General features: G+C 57.1%; 15 protein-coding genes. 7 read left to right on the top strand and 8 right to left on the bottom strand.

Annotated features, from left to right (window positions below; all coding sequences use genetic code 11):
- The first annotated feature begins 112 nt into the window (after positions 1–112).
- The 7 genes from ACQ4OB_RS14350 to ACQ4OB_RS14320 all read left to right on the top strand — a co-directional run bounded on the left by ACQ4OB_RS14350 (position 113) and on the right by ACQ4OB_RS14320 (position 7,650).
- Positions 113–1,696 (top strand): peptide chain release factor 3, encoded by a 1,584-nt coding sequence (locus ACQ4OB_RS14350; RefSeq protein ID WP_074873726.1) that lies wholly within the window; start codon positions 113–115, stop codon positions 1,694–1,696.
- 371 nt (positions 1,697–2,067) lie between these two features.
- The gene (locus ACQ4OB_RS14345; RefSeq protein ID WP_430955908.1) at positions 2,068–2,217 is read left to right on the top strand and encodes a hypothetical protein; all 150 of its coding nucleotides are present in this window, start codon (positions 2,068–2,070) and stop codon (positions 2,215–2,217) included.
- 3 nt (positions 2,218–2,220) lie between these two features.
- Complete coding sequence (locus ACQ4OB_RS14340) at positions 2,221–3,453, top strand: DUF6002 family protein (RefSeq protein WP_430955907.1); 1,233 nt, start codon at positions 2,221–2,223, stop codon at positions 3,451–3,453.
- Positions 3,450–4,502: a hypothetical protein gene (locus tag ACQ4OB_RS14335; protein WP_430955906.1), complete on the top strand. Its 1,053-nt coding sequence runs from the start codon at positions 3,450–3,452 to the stop codon at positions 4,500–4,502. Before ACQ4OB_RS14340 ends, ACQ4OB_RS14335 begins: the two co-directional genes overlap by 4 nt.
- On the top strand, positions 4,495–5,730 hold the full coding sequence (locus tag ACQ4OB_RS14330) for an MFS transporter (RefSeq protein WP_074873729.1): 1,236 nt from the start codon (positions 4,495–4,497) through the stop codon (positions 5,728–5,730). Before ACQ4OB_RS14335 ends, ACQ4OB_RS14330 begins: the two co-directional genes overlap by 8 nt.
- A gap of 289 nt (positions 5,731–6,019) precedes the next feature.
- Entirely contained in the window at positions 6,020–7,258 is a 1,239-nt protein-coding gene (locus ACQ4OB_RS14325) for an MFS transporter (RefSeq protein ID WP_074873731.1), read from the top strand.
- Positions 7,259–7,404: 146 nt separating this feature from the next.
- Positions 7,405–7,650 (top strand): hypothetical protein, encoded by a 246-nt coding sequence (locus ACQ4OB_RS14320; RefSeq protein WP_074873734.1) that lies wholly within the window; start codon positions 7,405–7,407, stop codon positions 7,648–7,650.
- Positions 7,651–7,760: 110 nt separating this feature from the next.
- Here ACQ4OB_RS14320 and ACQ4OB_RS14315 read toward each other — a convergent pair whose 3' ends face one another.
- From ACQ4OB_RS14315 to ACQ4OB_RS14280, 8 genes are all read right to left on the bottom strand, one after another.
- Entirely contained in the window at positions 7,761–8,741 is a 981-nt protein-coding gene (locus ACQ4OB_RS14315) for a peptide ABC transporter ATP-binding protein (protein ID WP_074873737.1), read from the bottom strand.
- Entirely contained in the window at positions 8,741–9,709 is a 969-nt protein-coding gene (locus tag ACQ4OB_RS14310) for an ABC transporter ATP-binding protein (RefSeq protein WP_074873741.1), read from the bottom strand. Before ACQ4OB_RS14310 ends, ACQ4OB_RS14315 begins: the two co-directional genes overlap by 1 nt.
- A 10-nt stretch (positions 9,710–9,719) precedes the next feature.
- Positions 9,720–10,631 (bottom strand): ABC transporter permease subunit, encoded by a 912-nt coding sequence (locus tag ACQ4OB_RS14305; protein ID WP_074873742.1) that lies wholly within the window; start codon positions 10,629–10,631, stop codon positions 9,720–9,722.
- A 10-nt stretch (positions 10,632–10,641) separates the two neighbouring features.
- A complete protein-coding gene (locus ACQ4OB_RS14300; RefSeq protein WP_007900379.1) occupies positions 10,642–11,652 on the bottom strand; it encodes an ABC transporter permease subunit in 1,011 nt (336 codons plus the stop codon).
- Between the two features lie 74 nt (positions 11,653–11,726).
- Positions 11,727–13,322, bottom strand: a complete 1,596-nt coding sequence (locus ACQ4OB_RS14295) for an ABC transporter substrate-binding protein (RefSeq protein WP_074873743.1) — start codon at positions 13,320–13,322, stop codon at positions 11,727–11,729.
- Positions 13,323–13,402: 80 nt separating this feature from the next.
- Entirely contained in the window at positions 13,403–14,818 is a 1,416-nt protein-coding gene (locus ACQ4OB_RS14290) for an OprD family porin (RefSeq protein WP_074873744.1), read from the bottom strand.
- Between the two features lie 170 nt (positions 14,819–14,988).
- On the bottom strand, positions 14,989–16,590 hold the full coding sequence (locus ACQ4OB_RS14285) for an ABC transporter substrate-binding protein (protein ID WP_074873745.1): 1,602 nt from the start codon (positions 16,588–16,590) through the stop codon (positions 14,989–14,991).
- A gap of 308 nt (positions 16,591–16,898) precedes the next feature.
- A complete protein-coding gene (locus tag ACQ4OB_RS14280; RefSeq protein WP_074873746.1) occupies positions 16,899–18,524 on the bottom strand; it encodes an ABC transporter substrate-binding protein in 1,626 nt (541 codons plus the stop codon).
- Positions 18,525–18,560 lie beyond the last annotated feature (36 nt).

Genomic DNA, 18,560 nt, shown 5'->3' with positions numbered 1-18,560 from the left:
CTCCCTTCCGGCCCATCGCTCGCCATTGGCGACAGGGCGAACGGTGGTCCGTAGAGGTCGGTTTGCGCTATACTCGCCGCCCTTTTTTGAATCACCTGCCAGGCGATTTCCCATGACCAAACAGGCCGCCGAAGTCGCGAAACGCCGCACTTTCGCCATTATTTCCCACCCCGATGCCGGTAAAACCACCATCACCGAGAAGCTCTTGCTGATGGGCAAGGCGATTGCGATTGCGGGCACGGTGAAATCTCGAAAATCCGACCGCCATGCCACCTCCGACTGGATGGAAATGGAAAAACAACGGGGTATTTCCATTACCACGTCGGTCATGCAGTTCCCGTATCGCGACCACATGATCAACCTGCTCGACACCCCGGGCCACGAAGACTTCTCCGAAGACACCTACCGCACCCTGACAGCGGTTGACTCGGCATTGATGGTCCTCGATGGCGGTAAGGGTGTAGAGCCACGCACCATCGCGCTGATGGACGTCTGCCGTCTGCGTGACACGCCGATCGTCAGCTTCATCAACAAACTCGACCGTGACATCCGCGACCCGATCGAACTGCTCGACGAAATCGAAGCGGTCCTGAAGATCAAGGCCGCGCCGATCACCTGGCCGATCGGTTGCTACCGCGACTTCAAGGGCGTCTATCACCTCGCCGACGACTACATCATCGTGTACACCGCCGGGCACGGCCACGAGCGCACCGATGTGAAAATCATCGAAAAGCTCGACTCCGATGAGGCTCGCGCGCACTTGGGCGACGAGTACGATCGCTTCGTCGATCAGCTGGAACTGGTGCAGGGCGCCTGTCACGAATTCAATCAACAGGAATTCCTCGACGGCCAACTGACCCCGGTGTTCTTCGGGACTGCATTGGGCAACTTCGGTGTCGATCACGTGCTCGACGCCGTGGTCAACTGGGCGCCGAAACCGCTGGCCCGTGTCGCCAACGAGCGAACTGTTGAGCCAGTCGAAGAAAAATTCGCCGGCTTCGTGTTCAAGATCCAGGCGAACATGGACCCGAAACACCGCGACCGTATCGCCTTCATGCGGATCTGCTCCGGCAAGTACGAAAAAGGCATGAAGATGCGCCACGTGCGCACCGGCAAAGACGTGCGGATCGGCGACGCGCTGACCTTCTTCTCCTCCGAGCGTGAGCAACTGGAAGAAGCGTTTGCCGGCGACATCATCGGTTTGCACAACCACGGCACCATCCAGATCGGCGACACCTTCACCGAAGGCGAAGTCCTGGGCTTCACCGGTATCCCGCACTTCGCCCCGGAACTGTTCCGTCGCGTACGTCTGCGTGATCCGCTGAAATCCAAGCAACTGCGTCAGGGCCTGCAGCAATTGGCAGAAGAGGGCGCCACTCAGGTGTTCTTCCCGACGCGCAGCAACGACATCATCCTCGGCGCCGTCGGTGTGCTGCAGTTCGATGTGGTCGCCAGCCGCTTGAAAGAGGAATACAAGGTCGAGTGCTCTTACGAGCCGATCACTGTGTATTCCGCGCGCTGGATCGATTGCGACGATAAGAAGAAGCTCGAAGAGTTCAGCGTCAAGGCTGTGGAAAACCTTGCCATCGACGGCGGCGGTCACCTGACCTACCTGGCTCCGACGCGGGTCAACCTGGCGTTGATGGAAGAGCGCTGGCCGGACGTGAAATTCCGTGCGACGCGTGAGCATCACTAAGCGCTGATGGTGATATCCAAAACCCCGTTGCGAAAGCTGCGGGGTTTTTTATTGCCCCGATTTCGAGCTCGAACCCCAGATTAATCTGGCACTGATGACGGATGTTGGCTGGGCGTGAAACTCCTTGCGGTGCGTAAACATCACTCAGCGAAGAGATGTCACCCGAAACTCACGGAGGGCCCGTTTTTATCTCTGGTCCGGCCCGAGACGACGCACGTGGGATGTTTCTGTAAGCGTTTTCGCTGAGGTTTGTAGCTTGGGTCTGCTTTTCAGTTATCAAGGTTTTGACCAGAGACAAGGGCATCCTTGACGTCTAGCGTTCGAAAGACATTCGCAAGTAGCGAATATCCACGAACAGGAGCGCTGGACAAATGGATGTGATGAAAAGCGGTACAGGTGCACTGGTAACCCGGAGACCTCAGGAGCCCATTCCGGTTATCGAGCGCTACTACGATCTGATCGTCGCCAGTGCTCCCGGCTTCGAAGTCAGCAGCAGCGACGATGCTTTCGAACCCTCATAGAGGTTGCCTGAGCTGGATCCTCGTATGCAGGCCTTCCTGTCGGTCGCCACAGCGCAGTTTTTTGAAATGGGCCGCTACCGGGATGTGCCGTTGCGTCTGCTCGACCTGAGGCAGAACGCAAATACTCAAACAACAAAGACCTTTGCCTCGACACTAATCGTTGCACGTGCCATCCGGCATATTCAGGAAACCGGTGAAAGCATCCTGTTGTTTTCGCCATCCTCCGGTAACAAGGCGATTGCACTGCGTGATGCAGTTCTGCGTGCATTGAAGACCAAGTTGGCACATCCCGAGCAATTGCGGATTGTCACGCTGACGCCTGCCCAGACGACCGGGAAATTGCGTAGAACCGAACTTTATGACGACCCTCGGTTGCGTGCACTCAACCCTGTATTTGTGCTTGATACCGAGTCGCCGGAAGCGGTGAAGGTTGTCGGACAGCAATTCAAGGCTCTTTTCAATCGCCGTCCATTAGGTGATTCGAAGTTGTGGCATTCCCTGCGGCTTGAGAATTACCGGTTTTCTGACCAGGTCCGGGCGTTTTTTGACTGTGAATATGGCGACGCCTGGGACACCGATCGCAGGACCGTACATGTGCATGCGGTCTCTAGCGCATACGGTCTTTTGGGATATTGCTCAGGTGTGGAGGTATTGAAACGTCAAAGGACCCCAATTTCCATGCCTTCGTTTTTACTGGTTCAACATCTAGCTACCAGCGATATGGTGCTGCACTTACTTGACGGAAACTTCGAGGGTGCTTCTGCACCCAGCTATACCCAAGCTCCAAACGGGTTGTGGGTGCAGACAGTGTCTGCGCATTTTCCTGCTGCGACCTGGAGTCCCGATGAGGTTCTAGAGCCCACTTTTTATACTCACTTGCCGCCTACTGCAGAAGAAATGACTGGGCACGTCAGGGCCAATGGCGGCTCAGGAATAATCGTTTCGCTTTATGAGTGCATGCAGCGTTACAGCGAATGCGTTCAGTTGCTCGCCGATACGCCAGTCAGTTTGCCAGCCGATCCACGGGACCTGAAAGAGTGGTCATTGGTTATGGCGATGACAGGTTGCATGAATGCGATTGATCGACAGTTACTAGAGGGTATGGACGGTTGCACCATTCATGCTTCGGGCTCCTACTGTCGGGAGGACTACGAAGCGATTCCAGCCGAGGGATTGTCATTCATCAGCAGCGCTGAAGAGATGATGGAGATCCTCAGCAGGTGCTCTAAGTCATGAGTGCGAGACCTTCCATGCCTGGCGAAGCGCTCTGCCACTTCCGTGTTTACAGGGGACATTCCAGAGCTGGAAGACCTGCAAGTCTTGTTTATGTCGGAGTAGCAGAAGGGCTGCTCTACATCGCTCCTTTCGTGGATCAATGTTTTTTCGAGTCTTCCTCTGTAGAGCGGGAAGGGACTCTGGAGTGGAATCAACTTGAGATATTCATAAAGAGGAACCGAACCACTATGTGCGTGTTGATGGCTCCCGAAGAGGTTGTTCATCTATGCCAGCAGCAGGGCGATATTGTGGGCGTAAGCCGGATTCACCAGAAAGTCGACGTTTCTGCTGGTTGGGAGCATGTTCTGAGTCAGATCTCCCATCGAGAAAGCAAACGTCGTATTCAGGCTGTCAGGCAAGGGTTTGATTTCGACGTATCGCTTGAAGATGAAGATTTTTTCGCCTTCTACCGCTCCATGCATATCCCGACAATGAGTGCTCGCTACGGTTCATTTGCTCGGAGTGTGCCGGAGGATGCGGCTTATCTGGATTTGTTCAAACGAGGAGTATTGTTTCGGGTTCATTTGAATGATGATTGGGTAGCGGGCAGTGTTTCCCAGATTGATAAATCGGTGCGTACCTTGAATGCACGGTTGATCGGGGTAAAGGGTGGTGCCGCGGTTTGCCGGGAAAATGGGGCGCAGAACTTTGTTTATCACGCGATTCTGGAATGGGCATCCAATCAACCCTTCATTGATTCTGTCGACTTTCAGGGCTGTGAGCCATTTTTGAGTAAGGGAACATTCCAGTACAAAAAACGCTTTGGGGCTCAGGCCTTTGTTCCGGATAACGCGTTTGGCCAATGGCGGATATTGATTCGAACGCCAACGCTTTGTGCTTCAACCCGACAATTCCTGATCAACAACCCCCTGATTGGTCTGGATGCTGAGGGTCGGCTCCAAGCGCAGTATTTTTACGATGCAAATCATAAGATTCGCTCGGACATTTCTTTCGTTTCAAAAGGCATTCACAGCCATGTGAGTCTTAATCTGGACCAATGGCATGATTAGTCGGTTCACCCACATGACTCGGCTGGTTGGATACTTCTGTTCAATGGCCTGGGTCCTTGCCACGTTGATCTTTATCAATCGCTTGAGTGCCATGGTCAAACTGTTCATGGCGCTGTACCTGCGTCAGGAACTGGGGTTTTCGATTGAGACGGTTGGCTGGTTGTTATCCGGTTACGGGGCCGGCTTGCTGATAGGGTCAATGGTCGGCGGACTGCTCAGTGATCATTTCTCCACGACGCGGCTCACGGCCGCGTTGTTTTTTGTTTCTGCATGGATACTGGTCTTGTTGGGGCTGGTGACTGATGTGACTTTGCTTGGCGGATTGTTGCTACTCAGTGGTGCTCTCGACGGGGCGATTCGTACGCTTCATCAACGTTTGCTTATGGAGCATTGCGAAGTTAAGCAACGCGCTCGCGCGCAGTCGTTGAGCCGCGTCGCGAGCAACCTGGGGATGGCGGTAGCCGGGGTGGCGGGTGGTGTCCTGGCGCAGACTGATTTTCGCTGGGTGTTTTTTGTCAGTGCGGCGATGACGGTGCTGGCCTTGGTCTGGTTTGTACGGTCGACATTTCATCGCGAAGCTTTTTTGATGGAGGAGGGCACGGATACAGTTTCGGGATTATGCACACCGTATCGGGACAAGCCTTTCCTTTGGTTGTTGGCGGCTTCTGTGCTGCTGGGCCTGGCCTTTGAACCGGTCTACAGCATGTTGGGTAACTATCTACTTGATTACTATCGGTTGGGTACTGAGTTCATCGGGTGGCAATTCGCACTCAATGCGATGCTCGTTGTGACGCTGCAAATTCCGTTTTCTCACTGGGGGGAGCGATGGGGGGCTCGACGGCAACTGCTGGCTGGCAGTCTTTTGTTGGCTTGCGGACTTGGAATGCTGCCTCTGGGGACCGGAGTGTTGTTTGTCTGCCTGTCGACGGTGATTTGGACGCTTGGTGAAATTCTTTTCATGCCGACCCTCAATGTCCTGGTCATGCAGCGTGCACAGGCGGGAAAGAGCGGGCAGTACTTTGGGCTTTTTGCCATGTGCTGGAGCACGAGCGTGCTGCTTTCGCCGACGCTTGGAGGCCAGCTCTATGGTTATTTTGGCGGGCATAGTGTCTGGATCGCTAGCGCGGCTCTGGCGTTGCTGGCCTTACCGCTGATTTATCAGGCGACTCGTTTTATCGGGGCCTCGAAGGGTTCTTCCCTCAGCGCGCGGCGAGCCTGCTTCAATTAGCTGATCTGGTTATAGGCATTGTTCACAACCCATCTCCCCACCAAGGAGCATTCCGTCCCTTCGTTAGCGTCCTATCTGGAGAACCGAATCAATCGGAACTGGATTTTATTCAGCGCCAGATTGTCGAGTAAGGTTTTTCTGTAGGTCTTTTTTCCTGATTTCGTAGCTTGTCTCTGTTTTTCTGTTCTCGGTACTTTTACCCGCGACAACCAAATCGCTGACGTCTAACGTACAGGGCACACTTCACAAGCAGCACTTTCCACGAGCAGGAGCACAAGGGATCAATGGAATGACCAGTCGGCTTACTCACCTGCTGCGGCTGGACGGCTATTTCTGCGTAATGGCCTGGGTGCTGGCGGCGCTGTTGTTCATCAATCGCTTGAGCACCATGGTCAAGCTGTTCATGGCGTTGTACCTGCGCCAGGAACTGGGGCTCGCGATTGAAACCGTTGGCTGGTTGTTGTCCGGGTACGGTGCCGGTTTGCTGATTGGGTCAATGGTCGGCGGACTACTGAGTGATCATTTCTCCACGGCGCGCCTCACTGCGGCGCTGTTTTTTGTCTCGGCATGGGTGTTGGTCTTGCTGGGGCTGGTTACTGACGTGCCTTTGCTGGCTGGGTTGCTGCTGTTCAGCGGTGTACTCGATGGGGCGATTCGGACCCTTCATCAGCGGTTGATCATGGAGTATTGCCAGGTTGCGCAGCGTGTTCGTGCGCAGTCATTGAGTCGCGTTGCCAGAAACCTGGGGATGGCTGTCGCCGGAGTGGTGGGTGGGATCCTGGCGCAGACTGACTTTCGCTGGGTGTTTTTTGTCAGTGCGGCCCTGACGCTGGTGGCGTTTTTGTGGTTTGTCCGGACGACGTTTCATCGACCGGTCTTGATACCGGATGAGGTGCCTGAAATTGCTTCAGGTTCATGCGTACCGTATCGAAACAAACCGTTCCTGTGGTTGTTGGCGGCTGCTGTCGTGCTTGGCCTGGCCTTTGACCCGGTCTACAGCATGTTGGGCAATTATTTACTCGAGTATTACCGGTTGAGCACCGAGGTCATTGGGTGGCAATTTGCACTCAATGCGATGCTGGTGGTGCTGCTACAAATACCGTTATCACATTGGAGTGAGCAATGGGGCGTACGTCGGCAACTGGTGGCGGGGAGCCTGTTATTGGCCTGCGGGCTCGGGATGTTGCCCTTGGGTTCCGGGGTGCTTTATGTCTGCCTGTCGACGGTGATCTGGACGCTGGGCGAAGCTCTTTTCATGCCGCCCCTGAACGTGCTGGTCATGCAGCATGCGCAAGGAGGGAAAAGCGGGCATTACTTTGGTCTTTTCTTCATGTGCTGGAGTGCGAGTGCACTGCTTTCGCCTGCGCTTGGAGGGCAGCTCTATGGTCACTTCGGTGGGCATAGCGTCTGGCTGGCCAGTGCGGCTCTGGCGGTCCTGTCCATACCGCTGATTTATCAAGCGACCCGCTTGTCAGGGGCGCCAAAGGTTCGTCCAGCATTACGCGGCGAGCCTGCTGCACTTAGCTGATCTGGTTATAGGCGTTATTCACAACCAATCTCCCCGGCAACGGGTATTCCGTCCATTAGTTAGCGTCCACGGAATCAATCGGAACTAGATTTGACTCAGCGCCAGAGAGGCACCGCGGTTTCACCTGTAAATGGATGGATTCGGCTATGAACAGATTGCTACGCGTTGTATTGATGTTGAAAGTATTGGTAATGCTGGCCCTCGGCAGTTCGGCGGTCTGGGCCGAGTGCGAGAAACACGACGCCCAGGCTTCGAGTGGGCAGGTCGGGCAGGGTGAGTTGATGCTCGCCAAGTCCGAATCCGAGCCGGGGGATCAGGGGCAGGGCGGCAGCGCGGACGATGACGACTCGACCACTGACGAGCCGGACAGCGATGAGGCTGAAGGGGCTTGAGTGACAGACAAAAGAAAACCCCTGCTACCCGACTGACGCGCAGCCGAGGAAGAAGGGGTTTGTGAACAGCTCACCTATCCCGGTGGGAGCCGGCTCGCTCGTACAGTTTTTTATGCCGCGCCGTCGAGGAACTGCTCGGCGTAGTGGCAAGCTACCTGGCGGCCATCGAGCAGGCGCAGGGCCGGCTCTTCAGTGCTGCAACGCTCGGTCGCGTACGGGCAGCGCTTGTGGAAAGCACAGCCGGACGGCGGGTTCAACGGATTAGGCAACTCGCCGACGATCTTGATTTTCGGCTTGTTCGGGTCCGGGTGAATGGTCGGGGTGGCCGACAGCAGCGCCTGGGTGTACGGGTGCAGAGGACGCTCGTAGATGTCGTTTTTCGGGCCCATTTCCACCGGGCGACCGAGGTACATCACCATCACGTCATCGGCGACGTGCTGCACCACCGCCAGGTTGTGGGAGATGAACACGTAGGCGGTGTTGAACTCTTGCTGCAAGTCCATGAACAGGTTCAGCACCTGTGCCTGAATGGACACGTCCAGCGCCGAGGTCGGTTCATCCGCGACCAGCACTTTGGGTTGCAGCATCATCGCGCGGGCCAGGGCGATCCGCTGGCGCTGACCGCCGGAGAACATGTGCGGATAACGCTGGTAGTGCTCAGGTCGCAAGCCCACCTGCTTCATCATCGCCTGCACTTTCTCGCGACGTTCGGCGGCGCTCAGGTTGGTGTTGATAAGCAATGGCTCGGCCAGTTGGTCACCGACCTTTTGCCGTGGGTTCAGCGACGCGTACGGGCTCTGGAACACCATCTGCACGTCTTTGCGCAGTTGTTTGCGTTGAGCCTTGTCAGCGCCGGCGACTTCCTGCCCGGCGATTTTCAAGGAGCCGGAGGATGGCTCTTCGATCAGCGTCAGGGCGCGGGCGAGAGTGGATTTGCCACAGCCCGATTCGCCGACGACAGCGAGGGTCTTGCCGGCTTCCAGCTCAAACGACACACCGTTCAAGGCGCGTACGGTTGCATGGCCTTTGAACAGGCCGCGGGACACTTCGTAGTGACGGGTCAGGTCGCGGGCGGTAAGTACGACGGCCATTACGCCACCTCCTGATTCAGCGGGTAGAAGCAGCGGGCGAGGCTGTTGCTTTTCGGGTCAAGGGTTGGACGTTGCTGGCGGCAGTTGTCTTGCACGTACGGGCAACGAGGCGACAGCAGGCAACCTTGCGGGCGGTCGTAACGACCGGGAACGATGCCCGGCAACGTTGCCAGGCGGGTGGCGCCCAGGCTGTGTTCCGGAATCGCCTTCAGCAGCGCTTCGCTGTACGGGTGCGCCGGAATGTCGAACAGCTCAGGCACCTGACCCACTTCGACCGCTTGGCCGGCGTACATCACGCACACGCGCTGAGCGGTTTCGGCCACGACCGCGAGGTCGTGGGTGATCAGCACCAGGCCCATGTTCTGTTCTTTCTGCAACGCCAGCAGCAGGTCCATGATCTGCGCCTGAATCGTTACGTCCAGCGCGGTGGTCGGTTCGTCGGCGATCAGCAGTTTCGGTTCGCCGGCAATCGCCATGGCGATGGCAACACGTTGGCTCATACCACCGGACAGTTGATGCGGGTAGGCGTCCATACGGCTGGCGGCGCCCGGGATCTCCACTTTTTCCAGCAGTTCGATGGCGCGCTTGCGGGCGTCCTTGCGGGACATTTTCAGGTGCAGGCGCAGCACTTCTTCGATCTGGAAACCGACGGTGTAGCTCGGATTCAGCGCGGTCATCGGGTCCTGGAAAACCATTGCCAGGTCTTTGCCGACGATTTGCCGACGCTGACGGTTGCTCAGCTTAAGCATGTTCTTGCCGTCGAAATTCAGGGCGTCGGCGGTGACGATCCCCGGATGTTCGATCAGGCCCATCAGCGCCATCATGGTCACGGACTTGCCGGAACCCGATTCGCCAACGATGGCCAGCACTTCGCCCTTGTCCACGGTGATGTCGAGGCCGTCGACCACCGGAACGGCGTTGGCGTCGCCGAAGCGAACGTTGAGATTCTTGATTTCTAACAGTGACATTTGAATCTCCTCAGGCGGCGTTCTTGAGTTTCGGGTCCAGCGCATCGCGCAGGCCGTCGCCCATCAAGTTGATTGCCAGCACGCTGAGCAAAATGGTCAAACCAGGCAGACTGACGACCCACCAGGCGCGTTCAATGTAGTCGCGAGCCGAAGCCAGCATGGTGCCCCACTCAGGGGTTGGCGGTTGTACGCCAAGGCCGAGGAAGCCCAGTGCCGCGGCATCGAGAATTGCCGAAGAAAAACTCAAGGTAGCCTGAACGATCAGCGGCGCCATGCAGTTGGGCAGCACGGTGACGAACATCAGGCGTGGCAGACCGGCACCGGCCAGGCGCGCGGCGGTTACGTAGTCGCGGTTCAATTCGCCCATCACCGCGGCGCGGGTCAAGCGAACATAGGACGGCAACGAAACCACGGCGATGGCAATAATGGTGTTGATCAGGCCAGGGCCGAGGATGGCGACAATCGCCACGGCCAGCAGCAGGGACGGCAGGGCCAGCATGATGTCCATCAGACGCATGATGGTCGGGCCGAGCAAGCGCGGGAAGAACCCGGCGAACAGACCCAAGAGGATGCCCGGAATCAGCGACATCACCACCGACGACAAGCCGATCAGCAGGGACAGGCGCGAACCGTTGATCAGCCGCGACAGCAGGTCGCGACCCAGTTCGTCGGTGCCGAGCAGGAACTGGATTTGCCCGCCTTCCAGCCAGGACGGCGGGGTCAGCAGGAAGTCGCGGTATTGCTCGCTCGGGTCATGCGGTGCAACCCACGGCGCGAAGATCGCGCAGAAGATCACCAGCAGCATGAACATCAGGCCGGCGACGGCGCCTTTGTTCCTGGAGAACGCGTGCCAGAATTCTTTGTAGGGCGACGGATACAGCAGGCTTTGATCGACTGCTACCGGTGTAGTGAGAGTGGTCATGGTCTTGATCTCAGCGCTGATGACGGATGCGTGGGTTGGCAAAGCCGTAGAGGATGTCCACCACGAAGTTGACCAGAATCACCAGGCAGGCGATTAACAGGATGCCGTTCTGCACCACGGGATAGTCCCGTGCGCCAATGGCTTCGATCAGCCATTTGCCGATGCCGGGCCAGGAGAAAATGGTTTCGGTCAGGACCGCACCGGCCAGCAATGTGCCGACTTGCAGGCCGACCACGGTCAGCACCGGAATCAGCGCGTTACGCAAACCGTGAACGAATACCACGCGCGATGGCGACAGGCCTTTGGCGCGGGCGGTACGGATGTAGTCTTCACGCAGCACTTCGAGCATCGAAGAACGGGTCATCCGCGCGATCACTGCCAGCGGGATGGTGCCGAGCACGATGGCCGGGAGGATCAGGTGATGCAGGGCATCGAAGAACGCCCCGACGTCATCGGCCAGCAGCGTATCGATCAGCATGAAACCGGTGCGCGGCTCGATGTCGTAGAGCAGGTCGATCCGCCCGGAAACCGGGGTCCAGCCCAGGGACACCGAGAAGAACATGATCAGGATCAGGCCCCACCAGAAGATCGGCATCGAGTATCCCGCCAGGGAGATGCCCATCACCCCATGGTCGAACAGGGATCCTCGCTTGAGTGCCGCAATCACCCCGGCCAGAAGGCCCAGGATGCCGGCGAACAACAGCGCGGCCATGGACAGTTCCAGGGTCGCGGGGAATAGAGAGCTGAACTCGGTCCAGACGCTTTCGCGAGTACGCAGGGATTCGCCAAGGTCGCCGTGGGCCAACTTGCCGATGTAGTCCAGGTATTGGGCATACAGCGGTTTGTTCAGACCAAGGCGTTCCATTGCCTGGGCATGCATTTCGGGGTCGACCCGACGTTCGCCCATCATCACTTCTACGGGGTCGCCTGGAATCATGCGAATCAACGCGAAAGTCAGCAAGGTGATGCCGAAGAACGTGGGGATCAATAACCCCAGTCGGCGGGCAATAAAACTAAACATCGTGTGGTGTACCTCATCAGCCGGTTAGGCGTGCCTGGCGCCCCTGGGATCAGGGGCGCCGGGAGTTTTCTTATCTACTTCACCTGGGTGGTGGCGAAGTTATTAGTGGTGAGCGGGCTAATGTGATAGCCCTCTACGTTGTTACGCATTGCGGTGAACATACGGGTGTGCGCCATGCTGATCCATGGCTGGTCCTGATTGAAAATCACCTGGGCTTGCTCATAGAGCGCTGCGCGTTCGGCCGGGTTTACTTTAGCCCTGGCTTCATCGATCAGCGCCTGGAACTTCTCGTTACACCAGCGTGCGTAGTTTTCGCCGTTTTTGGCGGCCTCGCAACTGAGCATAGGCGTCAGGAAGTTATCCGGGTCGCCGTTATCACCCGCCCATCCGGCAGACACCATGTCATGTTCGCCATTTTTGGCGCGCTTGAGCATTTCGCCCCACTCCATGACGCGAATATCAATCTTGATCCCGACCTTGGCCAGGTCGGCCTGCATCATCTGCGCGCCGAGCATCGGGTTCGGGTTGGTTGGACCGCCGCCGTTACGGGTGAACAGGGTAAACGTAGTGCCATCCGGCACGCCGGCTTCCTTGAGCAAGGCGCGGGCCTTGTCCAGATCACGCGGTGGGTTCTTCAGGTCGTGGTTGTAGCCCAGCAGGGTGTCCGGGTACGGATTGACCGCCACGGTCGCATTGCCTTTGCCGAACAGCGCGTTGACGTAGGCGGCCTTGTCGAAGGCGATGTCGATAGCTTTGCGTACGCGCACATCGCTCATGTATTTGTGCGAGGTGTTCATGGCGATGTACGAGACGGTCATCGCGTTCAGTTCATCGACACTCAGTTTGGCGTCTTTCTTGATGCTCGGAATGTCATCTGGCTTGGGGTACAGCGCAATCTGGCATTCGTTGGCTTTCAGTTTTTGCAGGCGCACGTTGTTGTCGGTGGCGATGGCCAGGATCAGCGAATCAGCCGGTGGCTTGCCACGGAAGTAGTCCGCGTTGGCCTTGAAGCGGACTTGAGCGTCCTTGGCGTAACGCTGGAAAACGAACGGGCCGGTGCCGACAGGCTTGTTGTTCAGGTCGCCGGTCTTGTTGGCCTTGAGCAACTGGTCGGCGTATTCGGCGGAGTAGATCGAGGAGAAGGCCATGGCGATGTCGGCCAGGAACGGCGCTTCGCGGCGGGTCAGGGTGAAGGTGACCGTGTTGTCGTCGATCTTCTCGACACTTTTGAGCAGTTCCTTGAAGCCCATGCTTTCAAAGTACGGGAAGCCCACGCTCGACAGTTTGTGCCACGGGTGATTCGGGTCCAGCTGACGCTGGAAGCTCCAGACCACGTCGTCGGCGTTCATGTCGCGGGTCGGCTTGAAGTAGTCGGTGGTGTGGAACTTGACGCCTTTGCGCAGGTGAAACGTGTAGGTCAGACCGTCTTCACTGATGTCCCAGGAATCGGCCAGTGCTGGAATCACTTCTGTGGTGCCGGGCTTGAAGTCCGCCAGACGATTGAAGATGGTTTCGGCCACCGCATCGGCGGTGACTGCAGTCGTGTACTGGACCATGTCGAAGCCTTCCGGGCTGGCTTCGGTGCAGACCACCAGGGGTTTGGCCGAGACGCCGACGGCGACACTCAGCAACGCGGCTGCAATGGCCGCACGTAGGGGAAGCATTTTCATCAAAGAACCCTCTGCAATCGGTTAAAAGGACAAAGCCAAACGGCCGATTCGTCACTGAATCAGCCGTTTGGCAGGTGCATTTACAGAATGTTGAACGGGATGGTGGTCACGAGACGGAACTCGTTGATGCTGCCATCAGACTGGTTTTCGCTGGCGCGGTGAGCGGTGTAGGTCGCGCGCACAGTAGTGGCCTTGAGTGGGCCGCTTTGAATGGCGTACGAACTACCGATGCCGTACTCGTAATGGTGTTCGCCATCCATCGTCTGCACGCTGGCGTAAGCGCCGCCTTTGTTGTGAGTGCCGTCGATGCCCCAGCCGCGAGCCTGGTAAATGTTGAATTTCAAGCCTGGTACGCCGTATTCAGCCATGTTCAGGCCGTAGGCGATCTGGAAGGACTTCTCGTTCGGGCCGTTGAAGTCCGACAGCAGGGAGTTGGCCAGGTAGATGCCGTTGGTTTCGTGCAGGTAGTCGAAGTACTCGTTACCGTTCACTTCCTGGTAGGAGAAGGTCAGGCTGTGGGCCTGGTGAGTCAGGCCGAGCGACAGGGAGTAGGTGTCGTTGTCGATCTCGCCCAGTACGGCTTTGCCTTCGTCGACGGTCTTGTAGTAGTTCAGGCCAGTGGTCAGGCTCAGAACCGAGCTGTCGCCCAGTACATGGCTGGCGCCGAAGTAGTACTGGTTCCACATGTCTTCGGCCTGGGTGCCCCACAGGCTGGTGGTCAGACTGGCGAATGGCTGGTAAGTGATACCAGCGGTGTTCACGTGATCGATTTCAATGATTTCGTCAGCGTATTCGGAGCGAAATTTACGCTGGCTTTGTTCAGTTCGTGGAGAGTTGCGGTCGAAGGTGGCCAAGTCAAAAGTCAGGTTTTCCAGCTCTTCGCTGTGCAGGGAAACACCCTGGAAGCTCGAAGGCAGTGGACGGTTACCGATGACGTCCACTTGCGGGCTGCTGAAGTTCTGACGACCGGCGGTCAGGGTGGTGTTGGAGAAACGGGCCTTGACGTTGGCCAGGCCCAGTTTGCTCCACTGGCCAACGGCGTCGCCACCTTCTTTAGTCAGAGTACGGTTATAGCCAGGCTTTGCACGGTCACCCGGTACACCACCGAAACGCGAGGCCAAGTCTTCGCGATCACGATCCAGGGCGATGGCATTGTAAGCCGCGACTTCGGTGTTGAAACCGACAGTGCCTTGTGTAAAGCCCGAGTTGTACTTGACGATTGTGCCCTGGACCCAGTTGATGCGGCGGTCGGTGTCGACCAATGCACCGTTTTTGTTGTAGCTGAACTTGCTACCACGCTTCAGTTGCTCGTTCGCATACCAGTTACGCGTGCTCCCGGTGATCGATTGCCCTTCAACGAAGCCAGTGGCTTCACTCTGGGCACTTTTCTCTTTCACGGTAACCGGGGTGAACGCCTGGCTTTGGGTTTCTGCGTACGCCGTGGCGGTTACGCTGCTGATGGCCAAGGCCAGTAACGCGGTGCTGCTCAGTTTCATGGGTGAAGCTCCTTTTCTTTTTTTGATGCCGATCTTTTTTTGGTGATGCGGCTATTTGGTTTGGAACTCATTCAAGGCATCGCAAACGTTTGCTGTAGGCCGAATTGACGAATTACGGCAATGCGCTTGCGTGAGGGCGGAATCCGCCCCCAGCGTTTCTGGCTAATCGGTTACTTTTCTATGCTGACGCCCGAGAACACGTTACGACCGAACGGACTCACCTTGAATCCTTCGATTTTGGCGCTCAACGGCTGGTTGACCGTCGAGTGGGCGACTGGCGTAATCGGCACCTGCTGCTTGAGGTACTGCTGCGCTTGTTTGTAGAGCACGGTGCGCTGGTCGCGGTCGGTGACGACCTTGGCCTGCTTGATCAGCTTGTCGTAAGCCGGATCACACCACATGGAGTAGTTGTTGCCGCCAATGGCGTCGCAGCTGTAAAGCGTGCCGAGCCAGTTGTCCGGGTCCCCGTTGTCACCGGTCCAGCCGATCAGGCTGACGTCGTGCTCGCCATTCTTGGTGCGCTTGATGTACTCGCCCCATTCGTAGCTGACGATCTTCACTTTGAGTCCGATCTTCGCCCAGTCAGCCTGGAGCATTTCGGCCATCAATTTGGCGTTCGGGTTGTAAGGGCGCTGAACGGGCATCGCCCATAAAGTGATTTCCGTGCCTTCCTTCACGCCGGCAGCCTTGAGCAGTTCCTTGGCTTTTTCCGGGTTGTAGGCGGCGTCTTTAATGGTCTCGTCGTAGGACCATTGGGTTGGTGGCATGGCGTTGACCGCCAGTTGACCGGCACCTTGATAGACGGCGTTGAGAATCCCTTGCTTGTTCACCGCCATGTCCAGCGCCTGGCGCACTTCGAGCTGGTCGAAAGGTTTGTGGCGCACGTTGTAGGCGATGTAACCGAGGTTGAAACCGGGCTTCTCGATGAGCTTGAGTGCCGGGTCGTTCTTCAGCGCAGTCACGTCGGCAGGGCGCGGGTGCAGGGTGATCTGGCACTCGTTGGCCTTGAGCTTCTGCACCCGCACCGAGGCGTCGGTGTTGATGGCGAAAATCAGGTTTTCGAGTTTGACCCGGCTCGGGTCCCAGTACTGCTTGTTGCCGGTGTAACGGATGTTGGAATCTTTCTGGTAGCTCTTGAACACGAACGGCCCGGTGCCGATCGGCTTCTGGTTGATGTCGCTCGGCTTGCCGTCGGCCAGCAGTTTGTCGGCGTATTCGGCGGACAGGATGGCGGCGAAGCTCATGGCGATGTTCTGGATGAACGCGGCGTCCACGCTGTTGAGCGTCATGACCACGGTCAGCGGCCCGGTCTTCTCGACCTTGGCGATGTTCTTGTTCAGGCTCATTCCGTTGAAATACGGGAACTCGGTCGGATAAGCCTTACGGAAAGGTTGCTGCGGATCGAGCATGCGATTGAACGTGAACAGCACGTCGTCGGCGTTGAAATCACGGGTCGGCGTGAAGTATTTGGTTGTATGAAACTTCACCCCTTCGCGCAGGTGAAAAGTGTACTTGAGGCCGTCCTCGGAAATATCCCAGCGGGTGGCCAGGCCAGGTACGACGTTGGTGGCGCCTTTTTCGAACTCTGCCAGTCGGTTGTACAACGGTTCGGCGGCGTCGTTATCGGTCGCGGTCGTGTACTGCGCAGTGTCGAAGCCAGCGGGGCTGCCTTCGGAGCAGAACACCAGGCTGTTATTGGCGGCCTGGCTGATGGAAGTGACGGCCAGCAGGCCGGTGCCCAGCAATGCGGATAAAACCAAGGTATGGCGCATGACGCTCCCTTTTCTCTTTCGCTAAGTGTTTTCAATGGTCCGCCGCCTCGTCCAGGGAGGTGGAGGTATCACTGATCTCAAGCCATGACATCCAGCAATAACCGAGAGGCCACGCATGAACTGGTCAGAGCCCGACGGTATGAGCCGCGGGTCTGGCAGTAAATGCGTAGAGTCCTAAAGACTCGTAGGAAATGGCGACGCGTCCGACTCCGCTGCTGTAATACTCAGCGGAATTGGATGTAGGTTGTTTCCTACTTTCTCGGCAGATAAAACAACGGCGACGTCAAAAACGTCGCCGTTGCAAATCCTTATTTGCTGATGCTGACGCCGTAGAAGGAGTTCAAGCCAAACGGGCTGATCTTGAAGTCCTGCACGTTGTCGCGCATGGGTTGGAACACCGTCGAGTGAGCGATAGGTGTCATTGGAACAGCATCTTTGAGGACGTGTTGCGCCTGTTTGTACAGTTCGGTGCGCTTGGACTGATCGGTCGTGCGCTTGGCTTCTTTCACGATGCCGTCGAACTTCTTGTCGCACCACTTGGAGAAGTTGTTGCCTTGCAGCGAATCGCAGCCGAACAGCACGTTCAGCCAGTTGTCCGGATCACCATTGTCACCGCTCCAGCCGATCAGCATCGCCTGGTTCTCACCGCCCTTGGAACGCTTGATGTACTCGCCCCATTCGTAGCTGACGATGTTGACCTTGAGGCCGATCTTCGCCCAGTCGGATTGCAGCATTTCAGCCATCAATTTAGCGTTCGGGTTGTATGGACGCTGAACCGGCATGGCCCACAGAGTGATCTGGGTACCTTCCTTGACGCCCGCTTCCTTGAGCAGCTCCTTGGCTTTCTCAGGATCGTACTTGGCGTCCTTGATGGTGGTGTCGTAGGACCACTGGGTCGGTGGCATGGCGTTGACCGCCAGTTGACCTGCACCCTGGTAAACCGAGTCGATGATCTGCTGCTTGTTCACTGCCATGTCCAGCGCCTGACGAACCTTCAGCTCGGCCAGCGGGTTGGCGTCGGTGCGGCCCTTGAGCACTGGCATCACGTTGTAGGCGATGTAACCCAGGTTGAAACCAGCCTGGTTAGGCACTTTCAGAGTCTTGTCTTCCTGAAGAGCCTTCAGGTCGGCCGGACGTGGGAACAGAGTGATCTGGCACTCGTTCTTTTTCAGCTTCTGGATGCGTACCGACGGGTCGGTGGTGATGGCGAAGATCAGGTTGTCAATCTTGACGTCGTCAGGCAGCCAGTAGTCCTTGTTCCCGGTGTAGCGGATGTTGGAGTCTTTCTGGTAGCTCTTGAACACGAACGGACCCGTGCCGACCGGTTTCTGGTTGATGTCCGCGGCTTTGCCTTCTTTCAGCAGTTGGGCGGCATATTCGGCGGACTGGACGGACGCGAAACTCATGGCCATGTTCTGGATGAACGCGGCGTCGACTTCCTTCAGGGTGAACTTGACAGTTTTGTCGTCGACTTTATCGATCTTGGCGATGTTGGTGTCCATCCCCATGTCGGTGAAGTACGGGAATTCGGTTGGGTACGCCTTACGGAACGGATCATCCTTGTTAATCATGCGATTAAAGGTGAACAGCACGTCGTCGGCGTTGAACTCACGAGTCGGCTTGAAATACGGGGTGGTGTGGAACTTGACGCCTTCACGCAGGTGGAAGGTGTAAGTCAGGCCATCATCGGAGATGTCCCATTTGGTCGCCAGACCAGGAATAACGGCGGTGCCGCCGCGCTCGAACTGAGTCAGACGGTTGAACATGGTTTCTGCAGAGGCGTCGAAGTCGGTTCCGGTGGTGTACTGACCAGGATCAAAACCGGCCGGGCTCCCTTCGGAGCAAAACACCAGGTTAGTCGCCGCTTGGGCGAAAGGTGCGCTGGCTAATAAGCTTGCGCCGACTAAAAACGGAATGACCGCGTGTTTAAGCATGGTGGCCTCATGATTTGTTGTCATTTTTGGAATTAG

The sequence above is a fragment of the Pseudomonas sp. ES4 genome, assembly GCF_050586665.1.
GTDB lineage: Bacteria > Pseudomonadota > Gammaproteobacteria > Pseudomonadales > Pseudomonadaceae > Aquipseudomonas > Aquipseudomonas frederiksbergensis.
The sequence above is the reverse complement of the archived record's forward strand: the minus strand, read 5'-3'. Positions and strand labels throughout refer to the sequence as shown.

Bases quoted from the DNA above. Each gene is read 5' to 3' on its own strand.
- ACQ4OB_RS14350 (WP_074873726.1), top strand. From the start codon at position 113: ATGACCAAACAGGCCGCCGAAGTCGCGAAACGCCGCACTTTCGCCATT.
- ACQ4OB_RS14345 (WP_430955908.1), top strand. From the start codon at position 2,068: ATGGATGTGATGAAAAGCGGTACAGGTGCACTGGTAACCCGGAGACCT.
- ACQ4OB_RS14335 (WP_430955906.1), top strand. From the start codon at position 3,450: ATGAGTGCGAGACCTTCCATGCCTGGCGAAGCGCTCTGCCACTTCCGT.
- ACQ4OB_RS14330 (WP_074873729.1), top strand. From the start codon at position 4,495: ATGATTAGTCGGTTCACCCACATGACTCGGCTGGTTGGATACTTCTGT.
- ACQ4OB_RS14325 (WP_074873731.1), top strand. From the start codon at position 6,020: ATGACCAGTCGGCTTACTCACCTGCTGCGGCTGGACGGCTATTTCTGC.
- ACQ4OB_RS14320 (WP_074873734.1), top strand. From the start codon at position 7,405: ATGAACAGATTGCTACGCGTTGTATTGATGTTGAAAGTATTGGTAATG.
- ACQ4OB_RS14315 (WP_074873737.1), bottom strand. From the start codon at position 8,741: ATGGCCGTCGTACTTACCGCCCGCGACCTGACCCGTCACTACGAAGTG.
- ACQ4OB_RS14310 (WP_074873741.1), bottom strand. From the start codon at position 9,709: ATGTCACTGTTAGAAATCAAGAATCTCAACGTTCGCTTCGGCGACGCC.
- ACQ4OB_RS14305 (WP_074873742.1), bottom strand. From the start codon at position 10,631: ATGACCACTCTCACTACACCGGTAGCAGTCGATCAAAGCCTGCTGTAT.
- ACQ4OB_RS14300 (WP_007900379.1), bottom strand. From the start codon at position 11,652: ATGTTTAGTTTTATTGCCCGCCGACTGGGGTTATTGATCCCCACGTTC.
- ACQ4OB_RS14295 (WP_074873743.1), bottom strand. From the start codon at position 13,322: ATGAAAATGCTTCCCCTACGTGCGGCCATTGCAGCCGCGTTGCTGAGT.
- ACQ4OB_RS14290 (WP_074873744.1), bottom strand. From the start codon at position 14,818: ATGAAACTGAGCAGCACCGCGTTACTGGCCTTGGCCATCAGCAGCGTA.
- ACQ4OB_RS14285 (WP_074873745.1), bottom strand. From the start codon at position 16,590: ATGCGCCATACCTTGGTTTTATCCGCATTGCTGGGCACCGGCCTGCTG.
- ACQ4OB_RS14280 (WP_074873746.1), bottom strand. From the start codon at position 18,524: ATGCTTAAACACGCGGTCATTCCGTTTTTAGTCGGCGCAAGCTTATTA.